Here is a 17,196-nt window from a genome sequence, read left to right as displayed (position 1 = left end):
ACGGCCAAAGAATCAGTGATCTATATAGAGTAAGCTTTTCTTAAATGCTTATTAAAATCCTATAACGGCAACAAAAACATCCAGTTTATAAAATCAATTTTCCATACGCCTCACAAAAAATAGTGCAAAAAAAAAATCCCGACTTTCATCAGGATTTTTAATCTTTTTAAAATCAATTAAACTTTGATTTCAACTTCAACACCACTAGGTAATTCAAGTTTCATTAAAGCATCAACTGTTTTAGAGTTAGAGCTATAAATATCTAATAAGCGTTTGTAAGCGCACAATTGAAATTGCTCTCTAGCTTTCTTGTTTACGTGTGGAGAACGTAATACAGTAAAGATTTTTTTCTCTGTAGGAAGTGGAATTGGACCACTTACAACTGCACCCGTAGGTTTAACAGTTTTTACGATTTTCTCAGCAGATTTATCTACCAAGTTGTAATCGTAAGATTTTAATTTAATTCTGATTCTTTGGCTCATCTTATTTTTAATTATGATTTCCTGTTAGAGCTATTAACAACAGAAATCGGATTTATTTTTTCGATTAAGGATTAAAGAACAAAGATGAAAGACAATATCTTTAATCTTTGCTCTTTATTCCTTTTATCTTAACTAGTCTTCAGATTTTACTCTTCCTTTTGATTTAGCAATTACTTCATCCTGTACGTTTTTAGGTGCTGCTTCGTAATGGTCAAATTCCATTGTAGAAGTTGCACGACCTGAAGTGATTGTACGTAACTGCGTTACATAACCAAACATTTCAGAAAGAGGCACAGTTGCTTTAATTACCTGGGCACCGTTACGTGTATCCATACCTAATAACTGACCACGACGACGGTTCATATCACCGATTACATCACCCATGTTTTCTTCAGGGGTTAAGATTTCGATTTTCATGATTGGCTCCATCAAAGTTGGTTTACACTTAGGTAAAGCTTCACGATATGCCATTTTAGCTGCAAGCTCAAATGATAAAGCATCTGAATCGACTGCGTGGAATGAACCATCAATCAAACGTACTTTCATATCAGGAAGTGGATAACCCGCTAACACACCATTAACCATCGCTGCTGCGAAACCTTTTTCTACTGAAGGAATAAACTCACGTGGAATTGAACCACCTGTAATTTCGTTTACGAATTGTAAACCACCTTTTTCGAAATCAGCATCGATTGGCGAGATAACCACTTGGATATCGGCAAATTTACCGCGACCACCAGATTGTTTCTTATAAGTTTCACGGTGTTGAGTGGTACCGAAAATAGCTTCTTTGTAAGCTACCTGTGGTGCACCTTGGTTAACTTCAACTTTAAATTCGCGTTTTAAACGGTCAATTAAAATATCTAAGTGTAACTCACCCATACCAGAGATAACCGTTTGACCAGTTTCTTGATCAGTTTGAACTCTAAAAGTAGGATCTTCTTCAGCCAATTTAGCTAAGCCCATACCCAATTTATCAACGTCAGCTTGAGTTTTAGGCTCAATAGCTAAACCGATCACTGGCTCCGGGAAATCCATAGATTCTAAAACGATTGGGTGTTTCTCATCACATAGTGTATCACCAGTTTTGATATCTTTAAATCCAACTACAGCAGCAATATCACCAGCAGCCACGTTTGGCACTGGGTTTTGCTTGTTAGCATGCATTTGGAAGATACGAGAAATACGCTCTTTACTTTCAGAACGAGCATTGTAAATGTAAGAACCAGCTTCTAAGTTACCCGAGTAAACACGGATAAAACATAAACGGCCTACAAATGGGTCAGTTGCAATTTTAAATGCTAAAGCTGCAAATGGCTCATTAATGCTTGGTTTTAATAAAACTTCTTCGTTAGTATCTGGGTTAGTACCAATTACACCTTCGCTATCCATAGGTGAAGGCAATAATTCCATCACATAATCAAGCATAGTTTGTACACCTTTGTTTTTGAAAGATGAACCACAAACCATAGGAACAATTTTAGCATCTAAAACAGCCGCCCGTAAAGCATCTAAAATTTCACGCTCAGTAATTGAGTTAGGATCTTCGAAGAATTTCTCCATCAAAGTCTCATCATAATCAGCTACTGATTCTAGTAATTTTTCTCTCCACTCAGCAACCTCATCTAACATATCATCAGGAATTGGCACTTCAGTAAAGGTCATACCTTTATCATGCTCATTCCAAACGATACCACGGTTGTTAATTAAATCAACCACACCTTTAAATGCATCTTCAGAACCGATAGGTAATTGCAATGGAACTGCATTACTACCTAACATATCTTTAACCTGCTTAACAACTTTTAAGAAGTCAGCTCCAGAACGGTCCATTTTGTTAACGAAACCAATACGAGGAACTGCATAGTTGTTGGCTAAACGCCAGTTGGTTTCTGATTGAGGCTCAACACCATCAACTGCAGAAAACAAGAATACCAAACCATCTAATACACGTAACGAACGGTTTACCTCTACGGTAAAATCCACGTGACCTGGTGTATCAATAACGTTTACATGATATTTTTGACCTCTGTAATTCCAATCAACAGTAGTTGCAGCAGAAGTAATGGTAATACCACGCTCTTGCTCTTGTGCCATCCAGTCCATTGTTGCAGCACCTTCGTGCACCTCACCAATTTTATGACTCACACCAGCATAATAAAGGATACGCTCTGTCGTTGTAGTTTTACCTGCATCAATGTGAGCTGCAATTCCAATATTTCTTGTAAATTTTAAATCTCTTGCCATCTTATGTTTTTGATTTATCTGATTTTAAATGATTACACCGATTATGTAAAAACAAATCGGTGTAATTTATCTAATCAGTATAATCTTCTAATTAAATCTGTGTAATCTTACTAATCTGTTAATCCTAATTACTAGAATCTGAAGTGAGAGAACGCTTTGTTAGCCTCAGCCATTTTGTGCGTATCTTCTTTCTTCTTAACAGCAGCACCTTCACCTTTAGCAGCAGCTACCATTTCACCAGCTAATTTCTCTTTCATGGTTTTTTCGCCACGTTTACGAGCGTATGAAATTAACCATTTCATACCTAAAGCTGTTTTACGTTCTGGTCTAACCTCAGTTGGAACCTGGAAGTTAGCACCACCAACACGGCGAGATTTAACCTCTACAGCTGGCATAATGTTAGTTAAAGCACGTTTGAAGATCTCTAAACCGTTTTCGCCTGCTTTTTTCTCAGCAATTTCAACAGCATCGTAAAAAATAGAGTAAGCGATAGATTTTTTTCCATCGTACATCATATTGTTCACAAAACGAGTTACTTGAACATCGTTAAATTTTGGATCAGGAAGAATAATTCTCTTTTTTGGTTTTGACTTTCTCATTTCTTATTTCCTCCCGATTATTTTTTCTTTCCTTTAGCAGGAGCTGCAGCAGCTTGACCTGGTTTAGGACGTTTAGTACCATATTTCGAACGACGTTGGTTACGACCAGCAACGCCTGATGTATCTAATGCACCACGGATGATGTGGTAACGTACACCTGGTAAATCTTTCACACGACCACCACGAATCAAAACGATTGAGTGTTCTTGTAAGTTGTGACCTTCCCCAGGAATGTATGCATTCACCTCTTTACCGTTCGTTAAACGAACACGGGCTACTTTACGCATTGCTGAGTTTGGTTTTTTAGGGGTAGTGGTGTACACACGTGTACATACACCTCTTCGCTGTGGACAGCTGTCCAACGCTGGAGACTTACTCTTGAACTCCAGTGCTACTCTACCTTTTCTAACTAATTGTTGAATAGTTGGCATTGTGCTTTTTTAATTTTTTGTTTAATTATTTACCGCTCCCCCGGCATCCTCGCAGATAGCCCATAAAACGGACTGCAAAAGTAGAACAATTCTTTTTATAAATCAAGGGGTTAACGCAAAAAATTTAGCGTGTTGAGTTTTTAGTTTGGAGTTGAAGATTAAGGAGTTGCAAATTTAAGCTGACACCAAATTTACCTGCCCACAGCGGTTACATCGATTTCTATCTGCATCCCATCTAATGCTAACCTGGTGACAGGTATTAAGGTATTCACCGGAAACTTCAAATCAGGCCAAATTTTTTGAGACACAGCAATCAAAATTTCATGCTTACTTAAATCATAGTCAACCACAAGTGTGGTCAACTTTACAACATCACTCCACAGCAGTCCTTCACTTTTAAGTGCGATCTCAATATTTTCAAACACAATATTTACCTGTACCTTGAAATCATCACTTAAAACACCATCCATATTGCTACCACCTTGCCCGGATATAAATACCATTTTGCTATTGGAGTTGACAGTAGCAATATGAGAGTACCCGTGAGGTTTTGGATCGTATAATCCTTCAGGATTTTTTATTTCGAAATTCTCGTTTTTCATTTGCTATAATTAATCGTTGAATATAAACAGACTGGATTTTCTAACGGTCAGCGAAACGTAATAGCTGATTTGCTGCAACACCGAAAATGAAACAGTTAACATAGCCGAGGAATGAAAATTAATTCACCGTACTTCTCGGATTACTTTTCTCACTTTTAGAGCCAACCTTTGTAATCTTATAATTCAACGAAACATAAAAATATCTGGTGATGGAGTTAAAACGAATGTCTTCTATCCTACTGCCATTTACAGTTCTGTCGATATTGGTATTTTGATTTAGAATATCAAATCCTTTTAAGCTTAGTGTTATTCTACGCTGCATAAAATATTGATCTAAACCAGCATTCAGCAGAAATACATTGTTGTTAAAGCCATCGGCTCTACCGGCAGCCCCATTGTGGTTTAATTCTGTATTGATCCTCGTATTTTTAATAAACTCATAACTTAGGCTAGCGCTATTTGAGAAATTAAAATATTTATTATCCAGCGCACTTGGCTGCGAATTATTTACCTTGCTAAATTGTACCCCAACATAAATTCCGGCGTTTAATTTATCATCAATATCATAGCTAAAGTTTGCATTCGGTCCAAAATTATATCGATTGGTAAGATTTTTTTCCTGATTAATAAATGAAGTGTTGTGCGAAATTGACAGATTGATTCCATACCCCATTCTTAGTCCCTTTAACTTGGTTGGCTGCCCAAAATAAGTACCGGTATTGATGTAATAGTTACCATCTATATTAACGGGCTGAACATATTGTACGCCATCTACGTAATTAATGCTGTTCCCAACATCGTCCAGGGCATAATTCACTAAAAAGTAACCATTCCAGTATTTATTATTGTCGGCACTGAACGTATTAAAATTAACTGACATGCGATGACTTTTCCTAGCCTCCAATTCTGGATTACCTATCCTTTGATAAAGCGGATTGCTGTTATTTTGAACAGGCTGCAAATCATTTACAGAAGGAAGATTCACGTTGGCGTTATAATTCAACTGCAACGTGTGCTTATTCTTATTCCTGAAACTGATATTTAACCTTGGCAGAATATTATAATACCTCTTATCAATGTTATTGGTGTTGATACCAGCGCTGCTAAAAGTTGAAGCATCCAATCCTGTTTCCTGAAATCCCAAACCAAAATTGTAAGTCCATTCCGTGCGGTTATAAATGAGCCCTAGCCTGGCGGTTTGTGTCCATGTTTTGTTCTCGAGTGTATTCGAAAAATCTGGAACAACAGCATCATAAGTGTTATTTAATGGATTGTAACTTAAAGTTAACTGCTGCGCATCTACTTTACCCTCGTTACGAATATAGGCTACATTCCCACTCAATTTCTTGTCTTCAATCGGGCGAATGTAATTTACTGCAACACTATAATTTTGAGATTTATTTTCCTGCTCTGCCTGCTGGTTTAAATCCGTTACATCTACAACCCCCGCTCTATAATTGTTAATTAGTGATTTATTTAACCAATTGGAGTTGAAAGTATTTTGCGAACCATTTAAACCAATAATAATCGATCCTTTTTTCAATCGCCTTGTAGCAGAAAGTTCGCCAAAAAAAGCTGGGGTAGAATTTCTTTGATCCAGGAGCTGACTACCTTCATTAATTTTTCCGGTGAGATCAAAAGCAGAATTGAAATTTCTATTATTGATATTAGTGGTGTAATTAAGAATTGCATTTGAGCGAAAAGTTAGATCGGTAAGCGAATCGGGATGGTATTCTACTTTGAAATTGAATCGATGGGCTTGGTTATCAGAGTTTCGGTTTGAAACTTCGTCAGTTCTAAGTACATCATCTTGATTAATATCCTGAACGTTCGAAAACCGATTACCTAAACCTTTGCTGAAATATGTGAAGTAGCTACTGCTTAAAGTCAATTTATCCTTCGCACCCCAGCTGTTACTAAAGTTTAATCCGCCACTGTGCGTAGTTACTTCGCCAATGGCACTATTATCAAAAACACCAGAACCGCCAATGGTTGTTCGTCCGTTATTTACATTGATGGAAAATCCTCCGCCTCCGGGAGGGGCAAAAAGATTACCGATGTTTCCACTGGTAAAACTATTTAAATCTTCGTATTGAAAACTGGCATTACTGACATTATTGCTCATCCCTAAAATGGCAAACTGCATTTTTTTAGTGAAGTGGTTGGCGCTTAAGTAACCGCTATACCGATCGGTGGTTCCGCCAGATAAATTGGCATTGCCAAACCAACCATTCTTTTTATCCTCCTTAATAGTCAGGTTGAGCACCTTTTCCCGTTGTCCATCATCAATCCCGGTAGCTTTTGCCTCCAAGGTTTTCGCATCTATTAACTGAACTTTTGCGATCACATCGGCTGGTAAATTTTTGGTCGCTGTCTTTGGGTCGGTACCGAAAAAATCTTTTCCATCAACGGTTAATCTGGTTACTTTTTGTCCTTGCACTAAAATACTACCATCTTTATCAATGGTTACACCAGGGAGTTTTTTTAACAAATCTTCAACTGCAGCATTTGGTTGTGTTTTATACGCATCGGCATTAAACTCAACGGTATCTTTTTTCACAGTTGCCGTGGCATATTTTCCTGCCACCGAAACATCTTTTAAAGCTATCGCATCTTCTTTCATTTTCAATACCCCTAAATCAATATTCTTTCCTGAAAAAGTGATGGTTTTTAAAATTGGATTATAGCCCATTGCGGATATTTTCAAGGTATAATCGCCCTTACTAATATCTTTAAAAAGGAACTCGCCTGCTTTGTTGGTAACCACACCAACTTTTTTATTTGAATCAATTTTGCTTGACAAAATAACACCTACATATTCAATCGGTAAGCTTGTTTTACTATCAATAGTTTTTCCCGTGATGATAGCATTCTCCTGTGCGAAGACTTTCGTAGATAAAAGGAATAGCAAAATCAATAAATAAGGTTTCATATCTGAGTTTGTTTTTTTGTTTGGTATTGAGAAGTTAGGCTCAATGTTCAGATATAAGACGCAAGAAAAATTAAAGTGTGACAGTCGACGGTTTATTTTTAATAAAAAGCTAAAATGTTAGCCTAACATCAACCTATTTACTGAGCAATTTGATATTGGTAGCTTTAAACCTATTCTTTATAATTTTGCCAGAAACTTCTGCTTTGCTTACAGCATTACAGAAACCGTGTTCGCCATGCGCATCGCCAAAATCATCTATACCTTTTCCATCAACAAAATAAGACTTGCCATTTATTCTAATGGCTAATTCACAATCTTTACCTTTCATTTTAAACTGGCATTCGCCACAAGCAATTTCTACGGCTTGATTAGTGATCAATTGATCTGATGCCTGTTTTTTCGAGGTATTTTGGGCTTTTAAACCGAAACTGAATAGTGTTAAGAGCAAAAGGATAGCTACATTTTTCATTATGCCTATTTTTTTCAAATGTAGGCTTTGTTGGCAAAAGAACTACAAGTCTTTGCAAAATAGACCTGGTAGCAGCGAACTCGGACCCCGATATCTAATCGGGAGGAGTAAAGCGCTAGCCTGCAGGAGCTAGGAATAACAGGATTCATGTTTCCTAAGAAGTACTGCAGTAGCGTTTTCAAAATATTCATTTTTGCCACGGAAACACAGAAGGCACGGTAGTTTAAATCTTTCGGCAGGATCAAGATGGCAGGCTTAAACGCAAAAAAGGGATATGCAAATTGCACATCCCTTTCGATATTCAGCTTCGGACTTCCGACTTAGGACTTCCGACTCTTTTTTTAGTAACGATATTCGTCTGATTTGAATGGACCTTCAACCGGAACGCCAATATAATCAGCCTGGTGTTGATCTAAAACATCTAATTCTACACCGATTTTTTCTAAGTGTAAACGAGCAACTTTCTCATCTAAATACTTAGGTAAAACGTAAACTTTGTTTTCGTAGTTATCTGTATTAGTCCAAAGCTCTAATTGTGCTAGAGTTTGGTTGGTAAATGAGTTACTCATTACGAAACTTGGGTGACCAGTTGCGCAACCTAAGTTCACCAAACGACCTTCGGCCAATAAGATGATATCTTTACCTTCGATAGTATATTTATCTACCTGAGGCTTGATTTCAACTTTAGTTGAACCATATTTTTCGTTTAACCAGGCAACATCAATTTCATTATCAAAGTGACCGATATTACAAACGATGGCTTTATCTTTCATGGTTAAGAAATGCTCGCCACGAACAATATCACGGTTACCAGTTGTGGTTACAATAATATCTGCTTCTTTAACGGCAGTAGCGAATTTTTTAACTTCGTAACCTTCCATTGCAGCTTGTAGAGCACAAATCGGATCAATTTCAGTTACAATTACACGTACACCTTGTGAGCTTAAAGATTCTGCAGAACCTTTACCCACATCGCCATAACCGCAAACAACAGCTACTTTACCAGCCATCATCACGTCAGTTGCACGACGAATTGCATCAACTAATGATTCACGACATCCGTATTTGTTATCGAATTTTGATTTAGTTACAGAATCGTTAACGTTAATTGCAGGTAAGTGCAATGTTCCGTTTTTCATTCTTTCGTATAAACGGTGAACACCAGTGGTTGTTTCTTCTGACAAACCTTTAATGCCAGCAATTAATTCTGGGTATTTATCAAAAACCATATTGGTTAAATCGCCACCATCATCCAAAATCATGTTTAGTGGTTGTTGCTCCGGACCGAAGTGTAAAGTTTGCTCAATACACCAGTCGAATTCTTCTTCGTTTAAACCTTTCCAGGCATAAACCTGAATACCAGCAGCGGCAATTGCAGCAGCAGCATGATCTTGTGTTGAGAAAATATTGCAAGATGACCAGGTAACTTCAGCACCTAAAGCCACCAATGTTTCAATTAGAACAGCCGTTTGAATCGTCATATGCAGACAGCCTGCAATACGAGCACCTTTTAACGGTTGCGTTGGGCCGAATTCTTTACGTAAACTCATTAAACCTGGCATTTCTGCTTCGGCTAATTCGATTTCTTTACGGCCCCATTCTGCCAGTGAAATGTCCTTAACTTTGTAAGGGATATAAGTTGTCTCTACTGATGACATATTTTATTTGTTTTAAATGTGGAACAAAGTTACGGCATAGCTTTGTGAAAGCCAAATAATTAAAAGAGCAAGGTGGTTTATAGAATGTAAAATAAAGGAGTATTTTTAAAAAGATTTTGAAAAGCAAATTCAGTTTATTTTCGGCTACTTCAGTCCCGCCATACACTGTAGCTACGATAAAAAAATCGGAGGCTGCCGTTTCTGCCGGGTTTAAATCACTAACACCTGTATCACTTTTGTAAAACTGCATGATGCAAAACAAACCTTTGATTTCCAGTTTATTATTTCTTAAATTGATTCAACCAACTAAATCAATTATGAAAACAGTAAAACACCTTCTCGATACCAAACAAGCAAGAGTGATATCAGTACCTAAGAGTATTTCGGTATTAGATGCGCTCAAAATAATGACGGAGAAAAACATAAGTGCCATACTGGTGATGGAAAATGAAAAACTTACCGGTATTTTTACAGAACGCGACTATGCCCGCAAGATCATCCTTCAGGGTAAATCTTCAAAGGATACCCTAATCGAAGAAGTAATGACTGCTGATCCCATCACCATTAATACCAGTGATTCCATTGACCATTGTATGCAACTCATGACGGAAAAGCACATTCGCCACTTACCTATTGTTGTAAACAACGAAGTAAAAGGAATGATGTCCATCGGCGATGTGGTAAAATTTATTATTGCCGACCAAAAGCAAACGATATCGCAGTTGGAAAGTTATATTAGTGGGTAAAAGTTGAAAGCATAAACTTAAATCCTATCATTCCCGCCAATGAAATATAGCATGTTTACTTCGCTTTGATTCGCTAGGAATGATAGGTTTAATGTTCAACTCTTATGCCAGACTATTTCCACCGCCATTCGCCAGCAATGGTTAACGGCTCCTTTAAGTTTTGCGATTCTAAAAACCTTTTTAATTCTTCTTCGTTTTGTACGCCCACTGGAATTTTTGGCGTATTGGCTAAAGCATAAGTTAGCATAGCGCTATAACGAACGGTGTTTTTTAGTTCTTGCTCATCAACTAGTCTAAAAGAGTCTCCATCAGAATGATAAAAGGGTCCGGAGTTATTTGGCAACTTGCCACCGAAACCACCACCTGTCGGAATTCCTTCTAACATAAAAGGTTGGTGATCGCTATGTAAACCTGCGCCAGCATTGAACAGATTCTTGAAGCCGGTGTCAATTTTTACAATCTCAGCACCCCAAGTCGTAAATAAATCTTTCATTTCAGCACGAGAGGTCGAAAATCCTTTGGGATCATTGGTCATGTCGTAATTCAGCATGAACTTAACCTGATTTAAGTTTTTATCTTTTTTAGCCTGATCGATATAGGCTTTAGAACCTAATAAACCTTGCTCCTCACCCATAAACAGCACAAATTCTACTGTTCGTTTCGTTTTTAAGTTTAACTTTTTAAAGGTACGGGCCATATCCATAATGGCAAACGAGCCGATCCCATTATCGATAGCTCCAGTGGCTAAATCCCAGCTATCTAAATGCCCACCCACAACAATTTTATCTTTTGGCATTTCGGTTCCTTTGAAACTAGCGATCACATTTCTTGCCTTAATTAAACCTGAAAAGTTCGTCATGCCAATATGCGCCATTTGCGATTGGCTTTTTAATTTTTCTTTTAGCGTCATCCCATCTTCCAAACCAATGCAAACCGCCGGAATTGGAATAAGTTTACCCGTAACAGATGCTGTGCCCGTTAACAAAACACCATCTTTTACGGTATTAATGATAATTATCCCAATGGCACCATATTTAGTAGCGATGGCAGTTTTTTCTGAACGGTGCAATGATTTTGTCCCGTCGGGAGAACCTGGCAAAACACCAAGGTAAATCAAAGCAATTTTTCCTTTAAATTTTGAAAGATTGTTTTGATAATCCACTTCTAATCCATTTCCGGCATCAACAATTTCTCCTGTGATATTTGCACTAACAGGAGAATGTGCCAAAGTAACGGCCTTAACTTTCGCTAAGCTATTTTTGTTTTCGCCAATTTCTACATTAATTGTCTTTCTTGCCCAACTTTCCACTTCAAAAGGTTGGAACTTTACTTCGCAACCGTAAGATTTTAATAAGTTGTATGCATATTGCTCTGCCTTTGCTCCATTAGCTGAACCCGTTAACCGGTGACCGATATTTTCAGTTTCATATTTAAGTGTTTGATATGCTTTGGAATTTTGTTGCACTTCGGAATTGATTTTCTCGAAAACGCCGCCGAATTGATCTTGAGCATTCGCGAACAAAGCACTACAAAGAAGTGCAGCTGATAAAAGGTATTTCATGAATATGGTTTGCTGATTGATGGGTTGAAAGTACAAATTTTACGGTTAGCTATTAAGCTGTAACGTTTATTTTGCTTTTGGGTTAGTGCTTTTTTCTTGAAAATTTAACTTCAGAGCAATGAGCTTAACTACCTCTTGCATTCTTGATCTGAACAAGCTATACCATAAGAAATGTAAGGAAATATAAGATTTAGCGCTGGAGAAACTATTGATGCGCTTCTTTCTTCTTCGGGAAAACCAATGATGCCACAATACTGATCACCAGAATACTCAAAATCACAATCAATGAATGTTGCGTGGTGAAACCCAATTTCTCCAAATAAACGTGGCCTAACATTTTTACCCCAATAAATGCCAATAAAACAGCCAAACCTGCTTTTAGATAATGGAATTTATGGATAATATTAACCAGTAAGAAAAACATCGACCGCAAACCCATAATGGCAAAAATATTGGAGAAAAACACAATATAAGGGTCTTTAGTTACCGCGAAAATTGCTGGAATAGAATCGACAGCAAATAATAAATCGGTAAATTCTACTATGAGTAATACCAAAAATAATGGCGTAACGAATCTTTTATGGTTAATGGTGACGAAAAAGTTTTTGCCCTCGTATTTTGGATGGATAGAAAATATCTTCGAGGCCCATTTCACCACCGGATGATTTTCTGGATCTATCTTTTCTTCTCCTTTACTGAAAAACATTTTTATACCAGTGAAAACCAGAAACGCACCAAACAGATACAAGATCCATGCAAACTTAGCGATCAGCGCTGCACCAACAAAAATAAAGATGAAACGCATGATGATTGCGCCAAGGATACCCCAAAATAAAACGCGGTGATAATACTTTTCTTCCACTGCAAATGCAGAAAATATCAGCACAATAACAAAGATATTATCAACAGATAAGGCATACTCAATTACATAACCAGTTAAAAATTCCAGTCCTAAATTTTGCCTGTAGGTAGAGAGACTGGACTGGAAATCATTAGCATTTAAGGTTATATGATGTTGATGCTTGGTTACAATTTCCTGTAAATGGGCAAAATCCCTTATTCCATGCAGCTGATGGCCTTCGGTAAGCAGAAGAAAGTAAAAACCGATGGCTAAACCTACCATGATAACACTCATGATACCTGCCTGTTTCAAGCTGATTACATGTTCCTTTTTGCTAAAAAGACCCAAATCTAAAGCCAGTACTAGCACAATAAATAAAAGGAAACCTAAACTGAAGAGTAATTCGCTGCTCATTATTTTTTACGTTCGGTAGTGTAAAGTACTAATTGTTCTAAGCCTGTTCTGGCTTCTCCTGCGTCAAATTGATGCAAAATATCAAATGCAGCATTCTGGTATTCCAGCATTTTTTGGTTGGCATAATAAACACCTTGTTGTGCATTAACAAAATCGATAATCTGTTGAATCTTTGACGGATCATCCTGATGGTTTTTCACCAGATTTATTATCCGTTTTCTATCTGCTTTGTCCGCTTTATTTAAAGCGTATATTAATGGCAGAGTCACTTTTTTCTCTTTAATATCAATTCCTAAAGGCTTGCCTACGTCGTCCGTACCAAAATCAAAAGTGTCATCTTTAATTTGAAAAGCAATTCCAACTTTTTCGCCGAATAGACGCATCTTTTCAATTATTTCATCACTTGCACCAGCAGAAGCTGCTCCTGCAGCACAACACGATGCAATTAAAGATGCCGTTTTCTGCCTGATTACATCGAAATACAACTCTTCCGAAATATCCATTTTACGCACTTTTTCTACCTGCAACAATTCACCCTCGCTCATTTGCTTTACTGCCTCTGATACAATTTGTAACAATCTGTGTTCGTTATTGTTTACAGAAAGTAGCAAACCTTTGGCCAGCAAATAATCACCTACCAAAACCGCAATTTTATTTTTCCATAAAGCGTTAATAGAGAAAAAACCACGGCGCTCGTAAGCATTGTCAACCACATCATCGTGCACTAATGTTGCCGTGTGTAAAAGTTCAACAAGAGCAGCACCACGGTGGGTAGATTCTGTAATTCCGCCGCACAGTTTCGCTGCAAAAAACACGAACATCGGTCGCATTTGTTTGCCCTTTTGCTTTACAATATAATGGGTAATCCTATCCAGCAATGGAGCATCGCTGTGCATAGAATCTTTAAAGGTTTTTTCAAACGCTTTAATATCGGCTGCTATAGGTTTTTTTATCTGATCGATTCCCGGCATTAAGTCGAAAAATTTTGATTGCAAACTTAAGCTAATTTCCCATAAAAAGTGAATCAATAACGTTAATATTAAGGATTTGAAAAGCGTCGGAAGTGCCATAAACTGCTTCAGTCTTGCGATCCGCTTTACTTCTCCCAATGAAGAACTGGGATTCGTGTTCGCTCCGATCAAGTTTAACTACATCAGTCTGTGCAATAAATCCCCTCGAAAGGCAAACCATTTTTTAATATATTCTTTGTTATTTCGGCTAAACCGCTACATTTAAAGCAGTAATTTGTTAGAATGAAAAGGCGTTACAAAGTTCTATTCGGGGTTTCAGCACTGTTGGCGATCAGCTATTTGCTTGGCCCAAAACCAAAAAAACCATTGTATAACGCAGCGTTAATACAAGTTCCAGAATTGAACGAGCTGGAAGGCTATGTTCAAAATATTGAGCAGCTCAATAAAATTAAACCGGGCAATGAAGCAGAAATTATTTGGGCTAATGGTGCACACCAGAAAACCGAATACGCTGTGGTTTATTTACATGGATTTTCTGCTTCAAAAACTGAAGGAAACCCGGTTCATTTAAATTTAGCGAAGGCGATTGGCGCCAATTTATATCTCGCCCGATTAGCCGATCACGGTATTGATACCGTTGCGCCAATGCAAAATTTTACTGCTGATCGACTGTGGGAAAGCAGTAAATTAGCCTACGCCATCGGTAAAAAACTGGGCAAAAAGGTAATTCTCGTGGGCACTTCTACGGGTGGTACAGTTGCGTTAAAATTAGCGGCAACCTACCCAGAGATTAATAGTTTAATCTTACTTTCTCCTAATGTGGCCATAAACGATAAAAATGCCTGGTTGTTAAATAATCCATGGGGTTTACAAATTGCCAGAAAAGTTGTTGGAGGCGACGAAAGAAAAGTGGAGGGTAGAACTGACGAATATCAAAAATACTGGTACACCAATTACCGGATAGAATCTTTGGTAGAACTACAGGAATTTATTGAAGGAACGATGACCAGAAGTACCTTCCAAAAAGTAAAACAACCTGTGCTGATGTTATATTATTACAAAAGTTTAACAGAACAAGATCCGGTTGTACGCGTAGATGCGATGTTAAAAATGTTTGATGAGTTAGGCACACCAGATCATTTGAAACGTAAAATAGCCATTCCAGGAGCCGGCAATCATGTTTTGGGTTCGTATCTTACCTCAAAAGATTTACCAAGTGTAGAAACTGCTATCCATAACTTTGTAGAAAATATTTTGAAACTACAGCTGAAACATCCTTTACCTATCGCTGAGGAAGAAATTAATCCTCTATAATTGACTCCTAAAGCCATAAAATAATGAGATTTCTTCTTTCAATCCTTTTTCTTTTTACTGGGAATTTTGTTTCTGCACAAAACACAAAGGCCAATCAATCTTTCCAAATCGGTAAAATCGAAGAAATTCATTCGGCTATTTTAAATGAAACCAGAACATTGAATATTTATCTGCCTGGTGGATATTCGGCCGATACTTTGAAAACATGCCCTGTAATTTATCTTTTAGATGGATCTGCGAATGAAGACTTTATACACATCGCCGGCCTCGTTCAGTTCTTAACCATGATTGAGAAAATGCCTCCAACCATTGTTGTTGGTATTGCTAATGTAGATAGGAAACGTGACTTCACCTTTCCAACAACCATTAAAAAAGATCTGGTGGATTTTCCAACCACAGGTTTTTCGACAAAATTCATTTCTTTTATTGAGGAAGAATTGCAACCCTTCATCCATTCTAAATACAGTACAAGTAGCTCAAAAACCATTATAGGGCAATCGCTAGGCGGATTACTGGCTACAGAAATTTTGTTAAATAAACCGCAGCTTTTCTCCAATTACCTGATTGTAAGTCCGAGTCTTTGGTGGAACAACGAATCCTTGCTCCGCAACCCATTAACAGAAATAAATAAAACTGATGGCAAAAAAGTTTATATAGCTGTTGGCAAAGAGGGCCAAAAGATGGAAGCTGATGCTAAAAAGTTCGCTGACTTGATTCGTGTGAATAAAAAAATATCAGTGAAGTTTAATCCTTTACCAAAAGAGAACCACCTCACTATTTTGCACAACGGCGCCTATCAAGGGCTGGAATTCTTATTTGATAGTAAGACAAATTAATTTACAATATTACTTATAATCATTTCGGCATGTACTCTTGAATTTTCGATAAAGAGTTTGTGTGTATCCAAGCCTCCACAAACCACACCGGCTAAATAGAGACCTTTGACATTGGTTTCCATGGTTTCTTCATTATAAACCGGACAAAGACTTTCCGGTAAATCAATTCCGAACCTTTTGAGCATCGAAAAATCTGGCTGGTAACCTGTCATCGCAATTACAAAATCATTGACAATTGTTTTAACACCATCAGGCGTTTTAATATCAACTTCGCCTTCTCTAATTTCGAGTAATTCTGAATGGAAATGAGCAGTGATTGCTCCTTCTTTAATCCTGTTTTCAATATCCGGACGAACCCAATATTTTACGTGAGGACCCATTTCGCCACTGCGAACCACCATTGTAACATTTGCCCCTTTACGGTAAGTTTCTAAGGCAGCATCAACGCCAGAATTATTTGCTCCAACTACTACCACATTTTGAAAGGCATACAAATGCGGATCTTTGTAATAATGAGTTACTTTGGGCAAATCTTCGCCAGGGATATTCATTAATAATGGAACGTCATAAAATCCTGTGGCTACTACTACATTTTTCGCTGTATAACTTGCCTTTGTCGTATTGACTTCAAAGTCTTCTCCTTGTTTCAAAACCTGTTTAACTGTTTCAAAAAGGTTGATCTTTAAATCGAACTTTTCAGCAACTCTACGATAATATTCAACGGCTTCGTTGCGATTTGGTTTCGGGTTGATGGTAACAAAGGGCGTATCGCCAATCTCCAGTTTTTGAGACGTGGAAAAGAATGTCATGAAAACCGGATAGTTAAAAAGGCTATTTACTAAAGCACCCTTTTCAATAATCAGGTAGCTCAAATTAGCCTTCTGCGCTTTAATTGCACAAGCCATTCCAATCGGTCCTGCGCCAATGATGATGATATCGTATTGATTTTGCTTCGCCATTTATATTTATCTAGCACCATTTAAGCGCTATAAAATTTTTCAATTGTAGAACATAACCTCGTCATTGCGAGGCACGAAGCAATCTTAATGCTTTAGGTTTGCGGTAAAATTGCAAATGTTTCAAGATTGCTTCG

The 17,196-nt window shown here is 37.5% G+C and carries 15 protein-coding genes; 3 read left to right on the top strand and 12 right to left on the bottom strand.

Annotated features, from left to right (window positions below; all coding sequences use genetic code 11):
- Positions 1-176 precede the first annotated feature (176 nt).
- From rpsJ to ahcY, 8 genes are all read right to left on the bottom strand, one after another.
- Positions 177-482, bottom strand: coding sequence for a 30S ribosomal protein S10 (gene rpsJ, locus ASE92_RS02490; RefSeq protein ID WP_008244591.1), 306 nt, complete (start codon positions 480-482; stop codon positions 177-179).
- Between the two features lie 132 nt (positions 483-614).
- Positions 615-2,729: an elongation factor G gene (gene fusA, locus ASE92_RS02485; protein ID WP_056848516.1), complete on the bottom strand. Its 2,115-nt coding sequence runs from the start codon at positions 2,727-2,729 to the stop codon at positions 615-617.
- Between the two features lie 131 nt (positions 2,730-2,860).
- Positions 2,861-3,328, bottom strand: a complete 468-nt coding sequence (rpsG, locus tag ASE92_RS02480; protein WP_056848515.1) for a 30S ribosomal protein S7 — start codon at positions 3,326-3,328, stop codon at positions 2,861-2,863.
- A 17-nt stretch (positions 3,329-3,345) separates the two neighbouring features.
- A complete protein-coding gene (gene rpsL / locus ASE92_RS02475) occupies positions 3,346-3,759 on the bottom strand; it encodes a 30S ribosomal protein S12 (protein WP_010599925.1) in 414 nt (137 codons plus the stop codon).
- Positions 3,760-3,950: 191 nt separating this feature from the next.
- A complete protein-coding gene (locus tag ASE92_RS02470) occupies positions 3,951-4,361 on the bottom strand; it encodes a RidA family protein (protein WP_056848514.1) in 411 nt (136 codons plus the stop codon).
- Positions 4,362-4,479: 118 nt separating this feature from the next.
- Complete coding sequence (locus ASE92_RS02465; protein WP_056848513.1) at positions 4,480-7,293, bottom strand: TonB-dependent receptor; 2,814 nt, start codon at positions 7,291-7,293, stop codon at positions 4,480-4,482.
- Between the two features lie 133 nt (positions 7,294-7,426).
- On the bottom strand, positions 7,427-7,762 hold the full coding sequence (locus ASE92_RS21325) for a DUF6370 family protein (RefSeq protein ID WP_056848512.1): 336 nt from the start codon (positions 7,760-7,762) through the stop codon (positions 7,427-7,429).
- Positions 7,763-8,103: 341 nt separating this feature from the next.
- Positions 8,104-9,420: an adenosylhomocysteinase gene (gene ahcY / locus ASE92_RS02455; RefSeq protein ID WP_056848511.1), complete on the bottom strand. Its 1,317-nt coding sequence runs from the start codon at positions 9,418-9,420 to the stop codon at positions 8,104-8,106.
- Between the two features lie 317 nt (positions 9,421-9,737).
- Here ahcY and ASE92_RS02445 point away from each other — a divergent pair, with 317 nt between their 5' ends.
- A complete protein-coding gene (locus ASE92_RS02445) occupies positions 9,738-10,166 on the top strand; it encodes a CBS domain-containing protein (RefSeq protein ID WP_056849252.1) in 429 nt (142 codons plus the stop codon).
- Between the two features lie 112 nt (positions 10,167-10,278).
- Here the strand turns inward: ASE92_RS02445 and ASE92_RS02440 are convergent, their stop codons facing one another.
- From ASE92_RS02440 to ASE92_RS02430, 3 genes are all read right to left on the bottom strand, one after another.
- Complete coding sequence (locus ASE92_RS02440) at positions 10,279-11,727, bottom strand: M20/M25/M40 family metallo-hydrolase (RefSeq protein ID WP_056848509.1); 1,449 nt, start codon at positions 11,725-11,727, stop codon at positions 10,279-10,281.
- Positions 11,728-11,932: 205 nt separating this feature from the next.
- Positions 11,933-12,982, bottom strand: coding sequence for a TerC family protein (locus ASE92_RS02435; protein WP_056848508.1), 1,050 nt, complete (start codon positions 12,980-12,982; stop codon positions 11,933-11,935).
- Positions 12,982-13,953: a polyprenyl synthetase family protein gene (locus tag ASE92_RS02430; RefSeq protein WP_056848507.1), complete on the bottom strand. Its 972-nt coding sequence runs from the start codon at positions 13,951-13,953 to the stop codon at positions 12,982-12,984. Before ASE92_RS02430 ends, ASE92_RS02435 begins: the two co-directional genes overlap by 1 nt.
- A 282-nt stretch (positions 13,954-14,235) precedes the next feature.
- Between ASE92_RS02430 and ASE92_RS02420 the strand changes: the two genes are divergently transcribed.
- Together ASE92_RS02420 and ASE92_RS02415 are read left to right on the top strand one after the other, a co-directional pair.
- Positions 14,236-15,267: a carboxylesterase gene (locus ASE92_RS02420; RefSeq protein WP_056848505.1), complete on the top strand. Its 1,032-nt coding sequence runs from the start codon at positions 14,236-14,238 to the stop codon at positions 15,265-15,267.
- Between the two features lie 23 nt (positions 15,268-15,290).
- A complete protein-coding gene (locus ASE92_RS02415; RefSeq protein WP_056848504.1) occupies positions 15,291-16,103 on the top strand; it encodes an alpha/beta hydrolase in 813 nt (270 codons plus the stop codon).
- Here ASE92_RS02415 and ASE92_RS02410 read toward each other — a convergent pair.
- Positions 16,100-17,062, bottom strand: coding sequence for a YpdA family putative bacillithiol disulfide reductase (locus ASE92_RS02410; protein ID WP_056848503.1), 963 nt, complete (start codon positions 17,060-17,062; stop codon positions 16,100-16,102). The genes ASE92_RS02415 and ASE92_RS02410 overlap by 4 nt on opposite strands.
- Positions 17,063-17,196: the final 134 nt, after the last annotated feature.

Origin of the sequence: Pedobacter sp. Leaf41 (assembly GCF_001422545.1) — a bacterium.
Lineage (GTDB): Bacteria > Bacteroidota > Bacteroidia > Sphingobacteriales > Sphingobacteriaceae > Pedobacter.
The sequence above is the reverse complement of the archived record's forward strand: the minus strand, read 5'-3'. Positions and strand labels throughout refer to the sequence as shown.

Coding starts and splice junctions, on each gene's coding strand:
- rpsL (WP_010599925.1), bottom strand. CDS start 3,759: ATGCCAACTATTCAACAATTAGTTAGAAAAGGTAGAGTAGCACTGGAG.
- rpsJ (WP_008244591.1), bottom strand. CDS start 482: ATGAGCCAAAGAATCAGAATTAAATTAAAATCTTACGATTACAACTTG.
- ASE92_RS02410 (WP_056848503.1), bottom strand. CDS start 17,062: ATGGCGAAGCAAAATCAATACGATATCATCATCATTGGCGCAGGACCG.
- ahcY (WP_056848511.1), bottom strand. CDS start 9,420: ATGTCATCAGTAGAGACAACTTATATCCCTTACAAAGTTAAGGACATT.
- ASE92_RS02440 (WP_056848509.1), bottom strand. CDS start 11,727: ATGAAATACCTTTTATCAGCTGCACTTCTTTGTAGTGCTTTGTTCGCG.
- ASE92_RS02445 (WP_056849252.1), top strand. CDS start 9,738: ATGAAAACAGTAAAACACCTTCTCGATACCAAACAAGCAAGAGTGATA.
- ASE92_RS21325 (WP_056848512.1), bottom strand. CDS start 7,762: ATGAAAAATGTAGCTATCCTTTTGCTCTTAACACTATTCAGTTTCGGT.
- ASE92_RS02435 (WP_056848508.1), bottom strand. CDS start 12,982: ATGAGCAGCGAATTACTCTTCAGTTTAGGTTTCCTTTTATTTATTGTG.
- ASE92_RS02470 (WP_056848514.1), bottom strand. CDS start 4,361: ATGAAAAACGAGAATTTCGAAATAAAAAATCCTGAAGGATTATACGAT.
- ASE92_RS02415 (WP_056848504.1), top strand. CDS start 15,291: ATGAGATTTCTTCTTTCAATCCTTTTTCTTTTTACTGGGAATTTTGTT.
- rpsG (WP_056848515.1), bottom strand. CDS start 3,328: ATGAGAAAGTCAAAACCAAAAAAGAGAATTATTCTTCCTGATCCAAAA.
- ASE92_RS02430 (WP_056848507.1), bottom strand. CDS start 13,953: ATGCCGGGAATCGATCAGATAAAAAAACCTATAGCAGCCGATATTAAA.
- fusA (WP_056848516.1), bottom strand. CDS start 2,729: ATGGCAAGAGATTTAAAATTTACAAGAAATATTGGAATTGCAGCTCAC.
- ASE92_RS02420 (WP_056848505.1), top strand. CDS start 14,236: ATGAAAAGGCGTTACAAAGTTCTATTCGGGGTTTCAGCACTGTTGGCG.
- ASE92_RS02465 (WP_056848513.1), bottom strand. CDS start 7,293: ATGAAACCTTATTTATTGATTTTGCTATTCCTTTTATCTACGAAAGTC.